This is a genomic window from Betaproteobacteria bacterium (assembly GCA_016194905.1).
In the GTDB taxonomy this organism is placed as follows: domain Bacteria; phylum Pseudomonadota; class Gammaproteobacteria; order Burkholderiales; family JACQAP01; genus JACQAP01.
In genome coordinates this window covers 1-14,468 of the sequence record JACQAP010000029.1, presented here as the reverse complement: position 1 = coordinate 14,468, position 14,468 = coordinate 1, and the positions used below count along the sequence as shown (strand labels likewise).

The window sequence follows — 14,468 nt, the reverse complement described above, 5'->3', positions numbered from 1 at the left end:
TGAGATCTTGGCGCCCGCCAGGTCTCCGAGGGGCGACCCCGAAAGGCTGGAAAATCAGTGATAGCATCAACTGTTCAGACTCCACTAACGACGACATGCCTCCCAATTCCAACAAACCGGCAGCGCCTCCCCAGGCACAGACAAAATCACGCACGGGACGACGACTGATCGCAGCAGCCGTACTGATCGGACTCGCCATCGGCGGACTGGCGCTGGTCGATCGGTTTCGCGAGCGCCCTGCGGGACTTACGCCGCCCCATGAACCATCGCAGGCGCTGATTACCCCGTCGGCGCCGGAATCCAACCTCCCAGCAGTCAAACCCGAGCCTCCGATAACGCCCCCGCCACCGCCGCAAGTGGTCAACAACGAGATGCTGGCACCCCCGCCCCGCGCAACCAGCGTTACGCCGTCAGCACCGCTTGCGACGCAACCCGCGCCCTCGGAGAAAGCCGCTCTGGCCCCAGGTAAGGCCTACATGGTCCAAGTGGGCGTGTTCACGTCGCCGGCCAACGCACAAGCCTTGCAGAAACAACTGCAGCGCGCCGGCATCGAGGCCCATCTCGAGACGCGGGTGCAGCTTGGCCCTTTCAAGGACAAACGCGACGCGGAAAAGGCACTGGCCCGCGCGAAGAAGCTGGGTATCAATGCCGTGATGGTCAGCGCCCGATGAGCGCGGGGAAAATCAGTACAGCAGGTTCGGCAGCCACAGGGACACAGCTGGCACATAGGTGACCAGTATCAGGTAAGCCAGCAACACGAACACCCACGGCAGGCAGGCGATCGACACCTCGGTCAAGCCCATTTTGGCGATGTGGCTGGCGACGAAGAGATTCAGCCCGACCGGTGGATGGATCATGCCGATCTCCATGTTCACCGTCATGATCACACCGAGGTGAATCGGGTCTATGCCCATGGTCTTCGCGATCGGTACCAGCAGCGGAGCCAGAATCAGGATGATCGAACTGGGCTCCATGAACTGGCCCGCCACCAGCAAGGCGACGTTAATTGCCATCAGAAACATCCAGGGCGACAGTTGCTGATCGACAACCCACTGCGACAGGACCTGCGGAATCTGCTCGGAAGTCAGCAGGAATGAGAACAGAATGGCATTGGTGATGATGTAGAGCAGCATCGCGCTTGTGTTCGCCGCCGATAGCAGGACCTTGGGCACTTCCCTGAGTTTGAGTCCCCGGTAGATGAAGACCGCCGCGATGAAGGCGTAGACCGCACTGACCGCGGCCGCCTCGGTCGGCGTGAAAATGCCGCCGTAGATGCCGCCCATGACGATCACCACGAGCATCAGCCCCCAGAACGCATCCTTGAAGGAATCCCAGATCTCGCGTCCCGAGGCTCGCGGCAGTGTCGGAAAATGCTTCTTGCGTGCGGTCACATACGTGACGAGCATCAGCAACGCCGCCAGAAGGATGCCGGGCACGATCCCGGCGATGAACAGTTTTCCGGCGGACTCCGATGTGCTGACCGCATAGATGATCATCACGATCGACGGCGGGATCAGGATGCCGAGCGAACCGGACGTGGTAATCACGCCGACCGAAAAGTGTTTCGGGTAACCATGCTTGATCATCGCCGGCAGCATGATCGAGCCGATCGCCACCACGGTGGCCGGACTGGAGCCCGAGATCGTGGCGAAGAACGTGCACGCCAGAATCGCGGCCATAGCCAGCCCGCCATGCATCCAGCCGACCAGCGCCAGTGCGAAACGGATGATGCGGCGAGCGATGCCGCCGTCTGTGAGAAAGCTGCCCGACAGCACGAAGAACGGCACCGCCATGATCGCGAAGCTCTCCAGCCCGGTGAACAGTCGTTGCGAGACGATGTCGACCGTGTCGATCGAAAACGAGGAAAACAGTGCAAGGAAAGTCAGCACCGTCATGCCGAGCGCGATCGAGATCGGCGTGCCGGTCAGCAGCAACACCAGGAGAATGACGAGGATCAAGGTGACGTTCATGCCGCACCTTCATCGGCCGTGCCGTGCGAATGCACAGGCAACTCACCGGACCGGAGGAAACGCACCATCACCTGCAGGAAGCGATAGCACATGAGCGACGAGCCGAGCGGGATGCACAGGTAGATCACCCACATCGGCCAGTCGAGGTCGGGCGAAATCTGTCCGGTGCCGTGGATGAACCAGACCCAGCGCACGCCCATGATCGCAATGGCTCCGGTGAAGAACGCGCCGAGCAACAACGCGATCGTCACCAGTACGCGCCGCAAGGCCGGCCGCACCGCGTTCACCAGTACGTCGACGCCGATATGGATGCCGGTACGCACGCCATAGGCGGCACCGAACTTCGCCATCCAGATGAAAAGATAGATGCACAGCTCCTGCGCCCAGGAGAAATTCAGGGAAGCGGCGTATTTCCACAGCCACGGCACCGCTGCGGATTGCCGGTGCAGCACGGCGGCGAAAATGACGAGCGTGGCCGCCGCCATGAAACCGGCGATCAGCCATTCCTCGATGTGATCGAGGATGCGGTTGAATGCCCGGATCAAAGTCTATTTCTTCCTGGTCTTGCGGGATTCGACTTCGGCGGCGATGCGATTGATCGCCTGCAGATTATCTTTGCCGACGACGCTTTCGAACTTGGCTTGTACCGGGAGCAGCGTTTCCTTCCAGGCCTTGCGCTCGGCTTCGGACAACACGTAGACCTCGGTCTTTCCGGACGCCTTCACGGCCGCAAGCGCGTCGTCGTTCTCCTTCTTGGCGATGTCGCGCTCATAGCGGGTGGCCTCGGCCATCGCCTTTTCCAGCTGACCGCGGATGTCGGCAGGCAGCGCTTCCCAGAACTTCCGGTTGGTGATCACCGCGTACACCAGGCAGCCGTGATCTGAAATCGTCAGATGCGATTGCACTTCATGCATTTTCTGGGTGTAGAGATTCGACAGCGGATTTTCCGTGCCATCGACCACTTTCTGCTGCAACGCCGAGTAAACCTCGGAGAAGGCCATCACCTGCGGCAGCGCGCCAAGTTCGCGCATGGTCGCTTCCAGCACCTTCGAGGACTGGATGCGCATCTTCAACCCGCGGAAATCTTCCGGCTTGCGCAGCGGCCGGTTGGCGGAGAATTGTTTGAAGCCGTTGTCCCAGTACGCCAGTCCCTTGAGCCCTTTCGGTTCGAGCTTGGCGAACAGATTCCTGCCGATGTCGCCGTCGGTGACGCGATCCACGGTCTCGGCATCGGGAATCAGGTAAGGCAAATCGAACAACTCGAATTCGCGCACGCCCAGCGGACCGAACTTCGACACCGAAGGCGCCAGCATCTGCACCGCACCGCGTTGCAGTGCCTCCATCTCTTCCCGATCCTTGTACAGTTGGCTGTTCGGATAGAGCTCGACCTTGACGCGCCCGCTGGTGTATTTCTCGGCGAACTGCTTGAATTTCTCCGCGGCCTTGCCCTTCGGCGTGTCGTTGGCCACGACGTGGCTGAACTTGATGATGATCGGCTCGTCTGCCTGCGCGGCGGTCATGCAGGCCAGCAACAAGAGTGCGAACAGGTTTTTTTTCATCGTCGTCTTTGGCGCCGTCATTTATCAGTGCGTAGCGGGCGCCGTCCTCCCTCGTTCGATTCTATCAGCCCGGTTCCCATTCCGGCGCAACGCCGGGCTCCGCTGCGGCGGCGCGAAACTCCGCTGCCACACCGATACCCGGCACCCAGGCGAGTTGTTCGCCGAAGAACACCAGCGGCATGCGGCTGCGCTCCCATGGCGGAATGGCATGCTCCTGCAGCAGACTCTTGAGTGCGCGCCGTGGCCTGTTTTCCCCCGGTTGCATGCGCTCGCCGCCGCTGCGGCCCCGGACCGTCGCCGCGCGTATGTCGAAATGGCGTTTGGCGATGCCTTCGCCGACCACCGCCCGCGATCGCAGCACACCCAGCCCATCCGGCAGAATCAACTCGTGATGGCCATCCCAGCGCGATTGCCAGTCCGCCGGCATGTCCGGGGAATTCTCGACGAGTTCCACGCGGTCGCGATAGCAGCGCAGGCCGGTGTCACCGAACGTAACCTGGAGCTCCGCATCGCGGCCGGCTTCGCGGCACTGTCTCAGTGCTTCCTCCAGCCTGGTGCGCGGCGGCATCTGCAATCCGCCGTCCGAGAAAAGCTGGCGCAGCAGATTCAGTGCGCGCGCATCGGACAACTGCCGCAGCCGTTCCGCCGATATCGCGCTGCGATCGAGTGATTGCGCATCGATTCGCGCCAGTTCCTCCGCGAGCAAAACATGATCGGCGAGATTGCGCGCGGTTCGCGCCAGCGTTTCGCGATAGGCCGGGAAGCGCTCGTCCAATCGCACCAGAAGCTCGTTGCGCAGGTAGTTACGGTCGTAGCGCATATCGGTGTTGCTGTCGTCCTCCACCCATTCCAGACGCCTCGATTTTGCGTAAGCCACGATCTGACTACGGCGAACTTCCAGCAACGGGCGCAGGATGAGCGGCGCGCCTGCCTTGCCGTTCGCCGCCGATTCCTGGCTCCTGATGACCGGCATGCCGGCCAATCCCTTCGGTCCGGCGCCGCGCAACAATTGCAGCAGGAAGGTCTCCGCCTGATCGTCGAGATGATGCGCGAGCGCGACGTAATCGGCATCGATCAAAGCGTAGGCGCGGTAACGCAACCGTCGCGCGGCGGCTTCGACGCCGGAACCGTCGGGCGTGACCTGTACGCGCTGCACCGTCAACGGAATTCCGCGGCGCTGGCAAAGCGAACGGCAGAATGTCTCCCATTCGTCGGCATGCGCGCTGATCTGATGATTCACATGAATCGCCGACAGCGACAATTCCCGCGAGGTACGCAGTTCATGGAGAAGGTCGAGCAGCGCCATCGAATCCACGCCGCCGCTCAGCGCGATCGCAACACGTTTGCCGCGCAGGGCGTATGCGTCCAGCGTGGCGTTCACGATTCCCGCGAGTTCGTCGGTCATGGTCATTGCCAGTCAGCGTGCCAAAACAAGATACCCCGCTCGCGCGGGGTATCCGGATAAATCGGCGGAACGGCGAAACAGCTCAGCGAACCGCCGCTTCCTTGAACTTGCCGTAAGCCATCAAACGCTCGAAGCGTGCTTCCACCAGATCGTTGATCGGCTTTTCCTGAGCTTCCGAGAGCGCCTCCTGCAGCGCCTTGCGCAAGGTCTGCATGATCGCCGTCGGATCGCGATGGGCGCCGCCCGGCGGTTCGGCCACCACGCGGTCAACCAGCCCCAGCGTCTTGAGCCGGTTGGCCGTGATGCCCAGGGTTTCGGCCGCATCCGGCGCCTTGTCGGCGCTCTTCCACAGGATCGACGCGCACCCTTCGGGCGAAATCACCGAGTAGATCGAATACTGCAGCATCAGCGTGACATCGCCTACGGCAATCGCCAACGCACCTCCCGATCCACCTTCACCGATGACCGTGACCACGATCGGCACGCGCAATTCCGACATCGCGTACAGGTTGCGTCCGATCGCTTCCGATTGCCCGCGCTCCTCCGCGCCGACTCCGGGATAAGCACCCGGCGTGTCGACGAACGTCATCACTGGCACGCCGAATTTCTCGGCGAGCTTCATCAGTCGCAGCGCCTTGCGATAGCCTTCCGGCTTCGGCATGCCGAAATTGCGATAGAGCTTGTCCTTGGTATCGCGCCCTTTCTGGTGGCCGATCGCCATCACCGTCTGGCTGCCGAAGCGTACCAGCCCGCCGACGATCGACGGATCCTCCGCGAATGAGCGGTCGCCCTGCAACTCCTCGAAATCGGTGAACAGATTCTGGAAGTAGTCCAGAGAATACGGCCGCTGCGGATGGCGCGCCACCTGCGAGATCTGCCACGCCGAAAGTTTCGCGTAGATATCCCGGGTCAGCGTGCTGCTCTTCTTCTGCAGGCGCGAAATCTCCTCGGAGATGTCGACCGCGGAATCGTCCTGCACATAACGCAGTTCTTCGATCTTCGCCTCGAGCTCGGCGATCGGCTGCTCGAAATCAAGAAACGTCGTCTTCATGAAGCCGTATTGTAACGACAGTTCGGCAAATGCGTCTCCGGGACCCGGCTACTTGCCGTACTGGGACACCAGATAATCGACGATTTTCTGAACGTCCGCCTCGGCAATGGGAGCGCCCATCGCCTTGATCATCTTGTTCACGGAGGCTTCCCAACCTTTGCGGTCGAGGAACGGCGAGTTCATCTGGATATAGTCGAGGCTGTGGCACATCGTGCAATTGGCCTCGACCAGTTGCTTTCCAGGGCCGTCCTTCAAATGAAAGTCGCTTTCCCCGGCAGATGCCGGGAGTACCGAGAGGAGAGCGAAAACCAGCAGTGTTCTCATGGGGTCTCCTAAGTCGCTTCGATCTCGACGCGCTGGACCACATTGTTATGGTAGCCGGCGGGATTGAAAATAAGCTCGAAAGTCTGCGTTGCACCGGCGCGATTGGTCGCCCTCGCCAGCACCGCATGCCGGCCCGGCCGCGCCGGCGTAAAACGGTGCGACCATTGGCGCCATGCAAAACGGCCGAGATCCGCACCCAGTTGCGCCGTTTGCCAGATTTTCCCTTCGTCCTCCGACACCTCGACGGTAACGATGCCGTAACCGCCGTCCCAGGCGACGCCGGCAACTGTGACAGCTTCGCCTAGCCGGGCTTTTTTACCGCTATCCGGGCTGGTGATGAGCGAGTTGACCACCATCTCGGTGATCGGCGTATTGGCCTCGGTCTCCTGGCTGATGAAACGATCGACGATCGGGAATTTGCCTTTTGGAATCCGGTAGGCGGGATTCATCCAGAAACCCTTGAAGGGTTGCGATACCGCGCCAATCGACGTCACGTGCTTCATCCAGTAAGTGGCGGTCCAGCCGGGCACAACGATGCGTGCCGGAAAGCCGTTCCAATGCGGCAGCTTTTCGCCGTTCATCGCGAACGCCACCAGCGTGTTCTCGTCCATTGCCTTCCAGACCGGAAGGCTCTTGACGAAGTTGGGCGTCTTGTCGAGCACCGCGCCATCCGCGCCCTGCAGCACGATTTCGACTGCGTCTTTTTTCAGCCCTGCCTTGTTGAGCAGATCGCGCAGGCGCACGCCGCGCCATTTCGCGTTGCCGATTGCACCGTGCCCCCATTGCACGCCTGGCACATGCGGCTGCGACAAGCCGCGCCGGTTGCCCGAACACATGCACACTGCGGCCACTTCGACCGTCTCGAAGCCGCGCGTCAGATTCTCGTAGGTCAGCTCAAGAGGCTTTTCGAGGGATTCCCCAGCAATGGCCAACTTCCACTGCGCGGCATCGATCTCAGGAATACCGGCCAGGTGGTAGCGCACGAAAAATGCATTGTTCGGCGTGAATGCTTCGTTGAAATAGCTGACGGGGGTTTCGAAATTCGGCGGACGGAAGGACTTTTTGATCAACGGCAGCTTGCCAGGCAGGCTACCCAATTGCGCGGACTCGAGCGTGCCGGAGGGCAACGAGGCCGGTCCGAAGTCGTTTGCTGCATTGGCGAATTCGACCCAGCGCGCCCCACCGGCAAGCAGCAGGCCGCCCGCGGAGACCTTCAAAAAATCCCGTCTGGTTCTCATTTCTCCTCCTGCTCCGTTCCCGCCATTGTCAGAACAGCACGCCGCTCTGCCCGCGAGGATCGCTGGCGGATTCGATCCGCCCTGTTTTCCTGTCGAGGAACACTGCCTGCATGTTACCCCACTTGCGCCGGCCGACTTCCACGGCGTGTCCTCTGGATTTCATCGCGTCGATCCATTCGTCCGGGAAACTGCCCGGCTCGATTTCGATGCGGTCGGGCAAATACTGGTGATGGTAGCGCGGCACAGCCAGCAAACGCGCGAGATCGGCTTGCGGTTGATCCACGTAATCGAGAATGCCTTCCAGGACCATCGAGATGATGCGCGATCCGCCGGGGGTGCCCAGCACGAGTACGCCGCGGTCGTCCTCGACAAAGGTCGGCGACATGGACGACAGCGGCCGTTTGCCCGGCTCGATGGCGTTGGCTCGGCTACCGACCAGCTTGTACAGATTGGGCACACCCGGCACGAGAACGAAATCGTCCATATGATTGTTCAGCAGCACACCGGTGCCGCCGGCGACGAAACCGGATCCGAATGGCCCGTTCACCGACAGGGTCGCCGCGACCCGGTTGCCGTCCGCATCGATGATCGAGAAATGCGTGGTATCGCCGCCTTCGTCGGCTGCGCCGGCTTGTTCCGCAAGTTCGCCGCTCGGCGTCGCGCGCGCGGGATCGATAGACGCGCCGCGGCGTCGCGCGTACTCGCGCGATGCCAGTCTCGCTGCCGGCACGGGAAAGAAATCCGGGTCACCCATGTAGCGCGCACGATCATGATAGGCGCGGCGCATCGCCTCGACCGCGTAGTGCACGCGGTCGGTTGTCGACAGGCTCGCCATGTCCACCGATTCGAGGATGAACAGGCTCTGCGCCAGAACCAATCCGCCCGAAGAGGGCAACGGCGCAGTGGTAATCTTCGCGCCACGGTAAGTGAACTTGACCGGCGGCCGCTCGATCACGCGGTAGTTTTCCAGGTCGGACAATTCCCACAACCCGCCCGCCGATTTCACCGTCTGCGCCAGCTTGCGTGCGAAATCGCCATGATAGAAACCCTGACCGCCCTGGTCGGCGAGCATGCGCAGCGTGCGCGCCAGTTGCGGCTGGATCACGACGAACCCAGCCGCGACGGCCTTGCCGTCGTCGAGAAAACTTTTTGCGGCGTCGGCGTTGTTCTTCAACAGCGCTTCACGTAACGCGCTCGCCGAGGCATAGCGCGCGTCCGCCGGAAATCCCCGCTCCGCCAGCCGGATGGCCGGTGCCAGCGAACGCACCAGGGGCAATTTTCCGTAATGGCCGGCGACCCAGTCGAGCGCAGCGGGCTCGCCGGGAATGCCGGCGGCGGTCGGGCCTTCGAGCGACGCCTGCTGTTTCGCCTGTCCGTTCTCGTCGACGAAGAATTCGCGCGTGGCCCGCGTCGGCGCCGTTTCGCGGGCATCGACGAATACTTCGAATCCGTCGTCGGCCCGATGCAGCAGAAAAAATCCACCGCCGCCGATCCCCGATGCAAATGGTTCGACGACGGCCAGCGCGGCGGCAACCGCTACCGCGGCATCGAAAGCGTTGCCTCCCGATTTCAGGATTTCGCATCCGGCCTGGGTGGCGAGCGTGTGAGCCGACGCGATGCCGCATTGCTCTTCCGCCACGACCGTGCGCGCGGCACAGGCAATGAGTAGAACACAGCCAAGCAGAAGTCGCGTGACGTAAAGCTTGGACCCGGATTTCATTGCGGCATGGCAGGAAAAGTCAGCATTACGCCGTGTCACCCGGCAAATCCGGCGCCGGCTTCTTCACGCGGAACCATGCCGCATATAGAGCAGGCACGAACAACAGCGTGAGAATGGTCGCAGAGATCAACCCGCCCATGATGGCGACCGCCATCGGCCCCCAGAAATTGCTGCGCGACAACGGGATCATTGCCAGTACGGCGGCGAGCGCCGTCAATACGATCGGCCGGAAGCGCCGCACGGTCGCGTCGACGATCGCATTCCATTGCGGATGACCCGCCTTGATGTCCTGTTCGATCTGGTCCACCAGGATCACCGAGTTGCGCATGATCATGCCGAACAGCGCAATAACGCCCAGATTCGCGACAAAGCCGAACGGCACGTTCCACGTCAGCAGGATGAAGGCCACGCCGATCAGCCCGAGCGGCGAAGTCAGCAACACCATGATGGTCTTCTGGAAACTCTGCAGCTGGATCATCAGCAGCGTGAGCACCGTTATCAGCATCAGCGGCATCACGGCAATGATCGAATTTTCGCCCTTGGCGCTCTCTTCGATGGCGCCTGCCATCTCAATGCGGTAGTACTCGGGCAGCTTGGCGCGCAGCGCGTCGAGCTGCGGGTCGATCTGCTTGGATATCACCGGCGCCTGGACGTCGCCGCGGGTGTCGGCGCGTACCGTGACGGACGGCTGCCGGTTGCGGCGCCAGATGATGCCTTCTTCGAAGCCGTATTCTATTTTTGCGATCTGCGCCAGCGGAATCCATTTTCCGGACTGCGTCGGCACATTGATCTCGGATAGCTTGCCGGGGTCGAGCCGCTCGCCGGTTTCGGCGCGGGCCAGCACTTCGATCAGTTTGTCCTTCTCCCGGTACTGGGTGATGCTGTATCCGGTCAGGATTGAGTTGAGCACGGTCGACAGGCCTTGCGAACTCACGCCGATGACGCGCGCCTTGTTCTGGTCGATTTCAAGGCGGATGTTCTTGACCTGCTCATTCCAGTCGAGGTGCACGTTCTGGGCATTCGGATTGGCGCGCACGATGGATGCGACTTCGAACGCGATCCTGCGCACCGTCGGTATGTCGTTACCCACCACCCGGAACTGAACCGGATAACCCACGGGCGGACCATTCTCCAGCCGGTTCACGCGCCCGCGCAGCACCGTGAACTCGGTTTCCAGGATGCGATTTATTCTGTCGTATAACACTTCCCGCGCCTTGTTGTTCTTCGTGACGATCACGAATTGCGCGAAGTTCGGATGACCAAGTTGCTGGTCGAGCGGGAGATAGAAGCGCGGACTGCCGTTACCCACGTAGGCGACATAGTTCAGGACGTTCTCGTCACCCTTGAGTTTTTCCTCCATTCGCTTCACTTGCAACTCGGTAGCCTGGAACGAAGCGCCCTGCGGCAACCACAGATCCACGATCAGTTCGGGACGGTTCGACGAGGGAAAGAACTGGTTCTGCACGAAGCGAAAACCGAAGATCGACAATGCAAATACCGCGACCGTGATGAGGATGACGGTCTTGCGATAATTCACGCACCAGTCCACCAGTCCCCGGAAGCGCCGGTAGAACGGGCTGTCGTAAACGTCGCCGTGATGGGGAGCCGTCGGCGCCGGGATCAAGCGTGGAATCCACCGATGCAGTGGCGCATGCAGGAAACGCTGGAACAGGGAGGGCGGCGGCGCATGGTGCGTGAGATCGGGCAGCAGCTTGTAACCGAGATAAGGCGTGAACAGGACCGCCACCACCCATGACACCATCAAGGCGATGGTCACCACCGCGAAAATGGAAAAGGTGTATTCGCCCGCGGACGACTTGGCAAATCCAACCGGGGTGAACGCGGCGGCGGTGATCAGGGTCCCGGTCAGCATCGGGAATGCAGTCGAGGTGTAGGCGAATCCAGCGGCCTTCGCCCGCTCCATGCCTTGCTCCATCTTGGTTGCCATCATTTCCACCGAGATAATGGCATCGTCCACCAGCAGACCGAGCGAGATGATCAGCGCGCCCAGTGAAATCCGCTGCAGGTCGATGCCGTACAGCTTCATCATCAGGAAGGTAACGGCCAATACCAGCGGAATGGATAGGGCGACGACCAGGCCGGTGCGGAAGCCGAGGCTGAAGAAACTGACTGCGAGCACGATCACAACGGCCTCAAGCAGCGTCCTCATGAATTCGTCGACGGACCGCTTCACGACCTCGGGCTGGTTTGAATACTGGTGCACCTCGATGCCGACCGGCAGGTCCCGCTTGATGCGCGCAAAGGACTTTTCCAGGTCTTGGCCGAGCTGCAGGATATCGCCGCCCTTGGCCATCGACACCGCCAGCGCGATCGCCTCCTGACCCATGTAACGCACTTTCTGCGAGGGCGGATCGACGTAACCGCGATAGACGTGGGCGATATCGCCGAGCCGGAACAAACGCCCGTTCGCCTGGATGCCGATCTCGCGGATGCTCTCGACCGAATCGAAGCTGCCGGAAATGCGCAGGAAGATCCGGTCCGAATGGGTATCGATCGAACCGGCCGGCGTCATCGCGTTTTGTTCGCGCAAGACATTGAAAATGGACAGCGGGTCGATACCGAGGGTGGCCAGTTTGCGATGAGACATCTCGACGTAGATTTTCTGATCCTGGTCGCCGACGACCTCGGCCTTGGCCACGGCCGGTACGCGCAGGATTTCCTTGCGCACGTCCTCGACATAATCGTTCAGCTCGGCGTAGGTATAGCCGTCGCCGGTAAAGGCATAGATGTTCCCGAACACATCTCCGAATTCGTCGTTGAAAAACGGGCCCAGCGTGCCTACCGGCAGCGTGAAGCGAATGTCGCCGATTTTTTTCCTGACCTGGTACCACACCCCGGCGACTTCCTTCGGCGGCGTCGAATCCTTGAGCGTCACGAAAATCGTGGCTTCGCCGGATTTGGTAAAGGAACGCACATTGTCAAGATACGGCGTCTCCTGCAGCTTCTTCTCCAGCCGCTCGGTGACCTGCTGTTCCATCTCCGCTGGCGAGGCGCCCGGCCAGATCGCCCTGATCACCATGACCTTGAACGTGAACTCGGGGTCTTCCGCCTGACCGAGCCTGAAATAGGAGAACAATCCCGCTGCGAACAGCGCAAGCATAAAAAAAAGCACCAGCGCCTGGTGCTCCAATGCCCACTCGGACAGGTTGAAGTTCTTCACTTCACCGCCTCTTTTACCGGCTCCTCGTGCACGCGGACCTTCTCGCCGACAAACAGCTTGTGCACTCCGGCGCGCACGACCATATCGCCTGGATTCAGGCCGGACAGCACGGCCACCTTGTCTTCCACATACTCGCCGACTTCGACCGGCACCAGCTTCACCTGGCTGCTTGCCTTGTCGACCACCCAGACCGCGGCATGTCCGTTATCCTGAAACAAGGCCGTGGCGGGCAGCATGACCGCGACAGTGCGCTGAACGCCCCTGAGGTAGACGTTGGCGGTCATGCCGAGCTTCATCGCCGGATCGGCATCGAGCACGCTGATCTTGGCGGCATAGGTGCGCGTTACCGGATCGGCGGAAGGACTGACCTCCCGGGCCTTGCCTTTGTAAATCTTCGCTGGATCCGCCCACAGCGAAATGGCGATTTCCTTGGAGGCGCTCAATTCGGACAATCGATTTTCGGGAATGCTGATGGCAACTTCCCGATCGTCGGTGCGCGCCAGCTTCATGACCGTCTGGCCTGCGGCAACCACCTGGCCGACCTCGATCAGGATTGCTGTGACTACGCCGGCGTGATCGGCGGCGAGTTCCGTATAACCGGTCTGATTCTTGGTGACTGCCAGTTGCGCCTGCGCCTGCTCCAACCTGGCCTTGGCCACGTTGTATGCGTTTTGCCGCCGGTCGAACTCCGCCTTGCTGATGAATTCCTTCTTGTACAGATCGGTATAGCGTTCGAGCTCGGCCTTGCTCTGCTCGTACTCGGATCTCGCCGCCGCCAGTTGCGATTGCGCACTACGCGCATTCAGCTGCTGGTCTTCCGGATCGAGCCGCGCCAGCACATCGCCTTTTTTTACGAGGCCGCCGACTTCCACGTTGCGCGCCACGATCTTGCCGGCCACGCGAAAGCTCACGTTGGTCTCGTAGCGGGGGCGTACTTCTCCCGAGTAACCGACATCGCTGTTGGTGCTGCCGATGGTCACGCGCACGACATTGACCAGCCGCGCCTCCGGAGTCGCCTGCGGCTTGTCGCTGCAGCCGGCGCAGACCGTTGCCAGCAACAGAAAGCACAGAAACGCAACCGGAGATGACATGGGACCGTCCTGGTTCATCTTCCCGCCTGAAGAAGGACAAATTCGATAGTCATATCCGGAATGACGACCATCACAGATTTACCGTAATCGACTCGCCAGGCTTGAGCAACACGGCTTGCTTCGGGTCCGGGCGCGCTTCGACCCGGTAGTGCAATTCCGGAAAGTCGCCGACGGAAGATTCCGCCGTGGCAAAGGGTGAAATATAGGTAATCGCCGCCTGTACGGGCTTGTCGCATTGCGCACAGACGAGTGTCACGCCGCGACCATTCTGCAAATGCGCAGCCACGGCCAGCGGCACTTCGAAACTTACCTTGATCTTGTCGACCGGGAGGATGGACAGGACCGGCGCGCCGGCGGGCACCCAATCCCCCTTGGCGTAGAGCGTTTCGGTGATCACGCCGCTGACCGGCGCACTAGCCGACTTCAGCATGAGCTTCCATTCGGCCTGCGCAACTTCGGCTTTCAGGGTTTCGATCTCGTCCGTTCCTGTGGCAGTTCGTTTTCCACCGGCGTGCTCGATCTGGTCAAGGCGTTTCGCCGCGTCCGCGTGTGCGGAGATTTCGCCCGCCTCGGCCTGAGAGAACAATTTCGTTCCTTCGGTAACCGTAGCGCCGCGTTTGACGTCGAGCGACGATAGATTGCCCGCCACCGGCGCCGCCAGCCTGACGACCTCACCCTCCGTCACGCCGCGAAAGGATCTCAACTCCTCCCGTGTGCAGCCGGCTGCCACCACTATCAGCAGTACGGCGATCAGGCGCCGCACCATGGAAAGAGACGGCGACTGTCTCACTGCGCGTCGTCCTTGAGGAGGAGGTTGACGTCGGCCAGGTCGGCTTCGGCGAGCTTGCCCACCGCCGCCTTGAGCTTCAACTGGTTCACGATCGTGTTATACAGCGCCTGCGCCAGGTTGCGCTGCGCCTCCGCCAGTT

Annotated in this window: 13 protein-coding genes; 1 reads left to right on the top strand and 12 read right to left on the bottom strand. The window is 61.3% G+C overall.

Translation table 11 applies throughout. The features are described 5' to 3' along the window. Nucleotides 1-95 precede the first annotated feature (95 nt). Nucleotides 96-671 (top strand): SPOR domain-containing protein, encoded by a 576-nt coding sequence (locus HY067_19480; protein MBI3530134.1) that lies wholly within the window; start codon nucleotides 96-98, stop codon nucleotides 669-671. A gap of 12 nt (nucleotides 672-683) precedes the next feature. On the opposite strand, the gene HY067_19475 is transcribed toward HY067_19480, so the two are convergent. The 12 genes from HY067_19475 to HY067_19420 all read right to left on the bottom strand — a co-directional run. After that, nucleotides 684-1,970, bottom strand: coding sequence for a TRAP transporter large permease subunit (locus HY067_19475; protein MBI3530133.1), 1,287 nt, complete (start codon nucleotides 1,968-1,970; stop codon nucleotides 684-686). Then, nucleotides 1,967-2,455, bottom strand: a complete 489-nt coding sequence (locus tag HY067_19470; protein ID MBI3530132.1) for a TRAP transporter small permease — start codon at nucleotides 2,453-2,455, stop codon at nucleotides 1,967-1,969. The genes HY067_19475 and HY067_19470 overlap by 4 nt, the downstream gene beginning before the upstream one ends. 63 nt (nucleotides 2,456-2,518) lie before the next feature. Beyond that, on the bottom strand, nucleotides 2,519-3,529 hold the full coding sequence (locus HY067_19465; protein ID MBI3530131.1) for a TRAP transporter substrate-binding protein: 1,011 nt from the start codon (nucleotides 3,527-3,529) through the stop codon (nucleotides 2,519-2,521). 64 nt (nucleotides 3,530-3,593) lie between these two features. Continuing rightward, on the bottom strand, nucleotides 3,594-4,934 hold the full coding sequence (tilS, locus tag HY067_19460) for a tRNA lysidine(34) synthetase TilS (protein MBI3530130.1): 1,341 nt from the start codon (nucleotides 4,932-4,934) through the stop codon (nucleotides 3,594-3,596). A gap of 82 nt (nucleotides 4,935-5,016) precedes the next feature. Continuing rightward, nucleotides 5,017-5,985 (bottom strand): acetyl-CoA carboxylase carboxyltransferase subunit alpha, encoded by a 969-nt coding sequence (locus tag HY067_19455; GenBank protein MBI3530129.1) that lies wholly within the window; start codon nucleotides 5,983-5,985, stop codon nucleotides 5,017-5,019. A gap of 48 nt (nucleotides 5,986-6,033) precedes the next feature. Next, nucleotides 6,034-6,309 (bottom strand): cytochrome c, encoded by a 276-nt coding sequence (locus HY067_19450; protein ID MBI3530128.1) that lies wholly within the window; start codon nucleotides 6,307-6,309, stop codon nucleotides 6,034-6,036. An 8-nt stretch (nucleotides 6,310-6,317) separates the two neighbouring features. Further along, complete coding sequence (locus HY067_19445) at nucleotides 6,318-7,547, bottom strand: molybdopterin-dependent oxidoreductase (GenBank protein ID MBI3530127.1); 1,230 nt, start codon at nucleotides 7,545-7,547, stop codon at nucleotides 6,318-6,320. Nucleotides 7,548-7,575: 28 nt separating this feature from the next. Next, nucleotides 7,576-9,267, bottom strand: coding sequence for a gamma-glutamyltransferase (ggt, locus tag HY067_19440; protein MBI3530126.1), 1,692 nt, complete (start codon nucleotides 9,265-9,267; stop codon nucleotides 7,576-7,578). A 25-nt stretch (nucleotides 9,268-9,292) separates the two neighbouring features. After that, on the bottom strand, nucleotides 9,293-12,448 hold the full coding sequence (locus HY067_19435; GenBank protein MBI3530125.1) for an efflux RND transporter permease subunit: 3,156 nt from the start codon (nucleotides 12,446-12,448) through the stop codon (nucleotides 9,293-9,295). After that, nucleotides 12,445-13,539, bottom strand: a complete 1,095-nt coding sequence (locus HY067_19430; GenBank protein MBI3530124.1) for an efflux RND transporter periplasmic adaptor subunit — start codon at nucleotides 13,537-13,539, stop codon at nucleotides 12,445-12,447. Before HY067_19430 ends, HY067_19435 begins: the two co-directional genes overlap by 4 nt. Before the next feature lie 70 nt (nucleotides 13,540-13,609). Then, nucleotides 13,610-14,329, bottom strand: coding sequence for an HlyD family efflux transporter periplasmic adaptor subunit (locus tag HY067_19425; protein MBI3530123.1), 720 nt, complete (start codon nucleotides 14,327-14,329; stop codon nucleotides 13,610-13,612). Beyond that, the coding region (locus HY067_19420) for a channel protein TolC (protein MBI3530122.1) at nucleotides 14,326-14,468 on the bottom strand (143 nt) is incomplete at its 5' end. The genes HY067_19425 and HY067_19420, both read right to left, overlap by 4 nt.

What these genes read in the sequence shown, in the direction of transcription:
- HY067_19480 (MBI3530134.1), top strand. Translation starts at nt 96, where the DNA reads ATGCCTCCCAATTCCAACAAACCGGCAGCGCCTCCCCAGGCACAGACA.
- HY067_19475 (MBI3530133.1), bottom strand. Translation starts at nt 1,970, where the DNA reads ATGAACGTCACCTTGATCCTCGTCATTCTCCTGGTGTTGCTGCTGACC.
- HY067_19470 (MBI3530132.1), bottom strand. Translation starts at nt 2,455, where the DNA reads ATGGCGGCGGCCACGCTCGTCATTTTCGCCGCCGTGCTGCACCGGCAA.
- HY067_19465 (MBI3530131.1), bottom strand. Translation starts at nt 3,529, where the DNA reads ATGAAAAAAAACCTGTTCGCACTCTTGTTGCTGGCCTGCATGACCGCC.
- tilS (MBI3530130.1), bottom strand. Translation starts at nt 4,934, where the DNA reads ATGACCGACGAACTCGCGGGAATCGTGAACGCCACGCTGGACGCATAC.
- HY067_19455 (MBI3530129.1), bottom strand. Translation starts at nt 5,985, where the DNA reads ATGAAGACGACGTTTCTTGATTTCGAGCAGCCGATCGCCGAGCTCGAG.
- HY067_19450 (MBI3530128.1), bottom strand. Translation starts at nt 6,309, where the DNA reads ATGAGAACACTGCTGGTTTTCGCTCTCCTCTCGGTACTCCCGGCATCT.
- HY067_19445 (MBI3530127.1), bottom strand. Translation starts at nt 7,547, where the DNA reads ATGAGAACCAGACGGGATTTTTTGAAGGTCTCCGCGGGCGGCCTGCTG.
- ggt (MBI3530126.1), bottom strand. Translation starts at nt 9,267, where the DNA reads ATGAAATCCGGGTCCAAGCTTTACGTCACGCGACTTCTGCTTGGCTGT.
- HY067_19430 (MBI3530124.1), bottom strand. Translation starts at nt 13,539, where the DNA reads ATGTCATCTCCGGTTGCGTTTCTGTGCTTTCTGTTGCTGGCAACGGTC.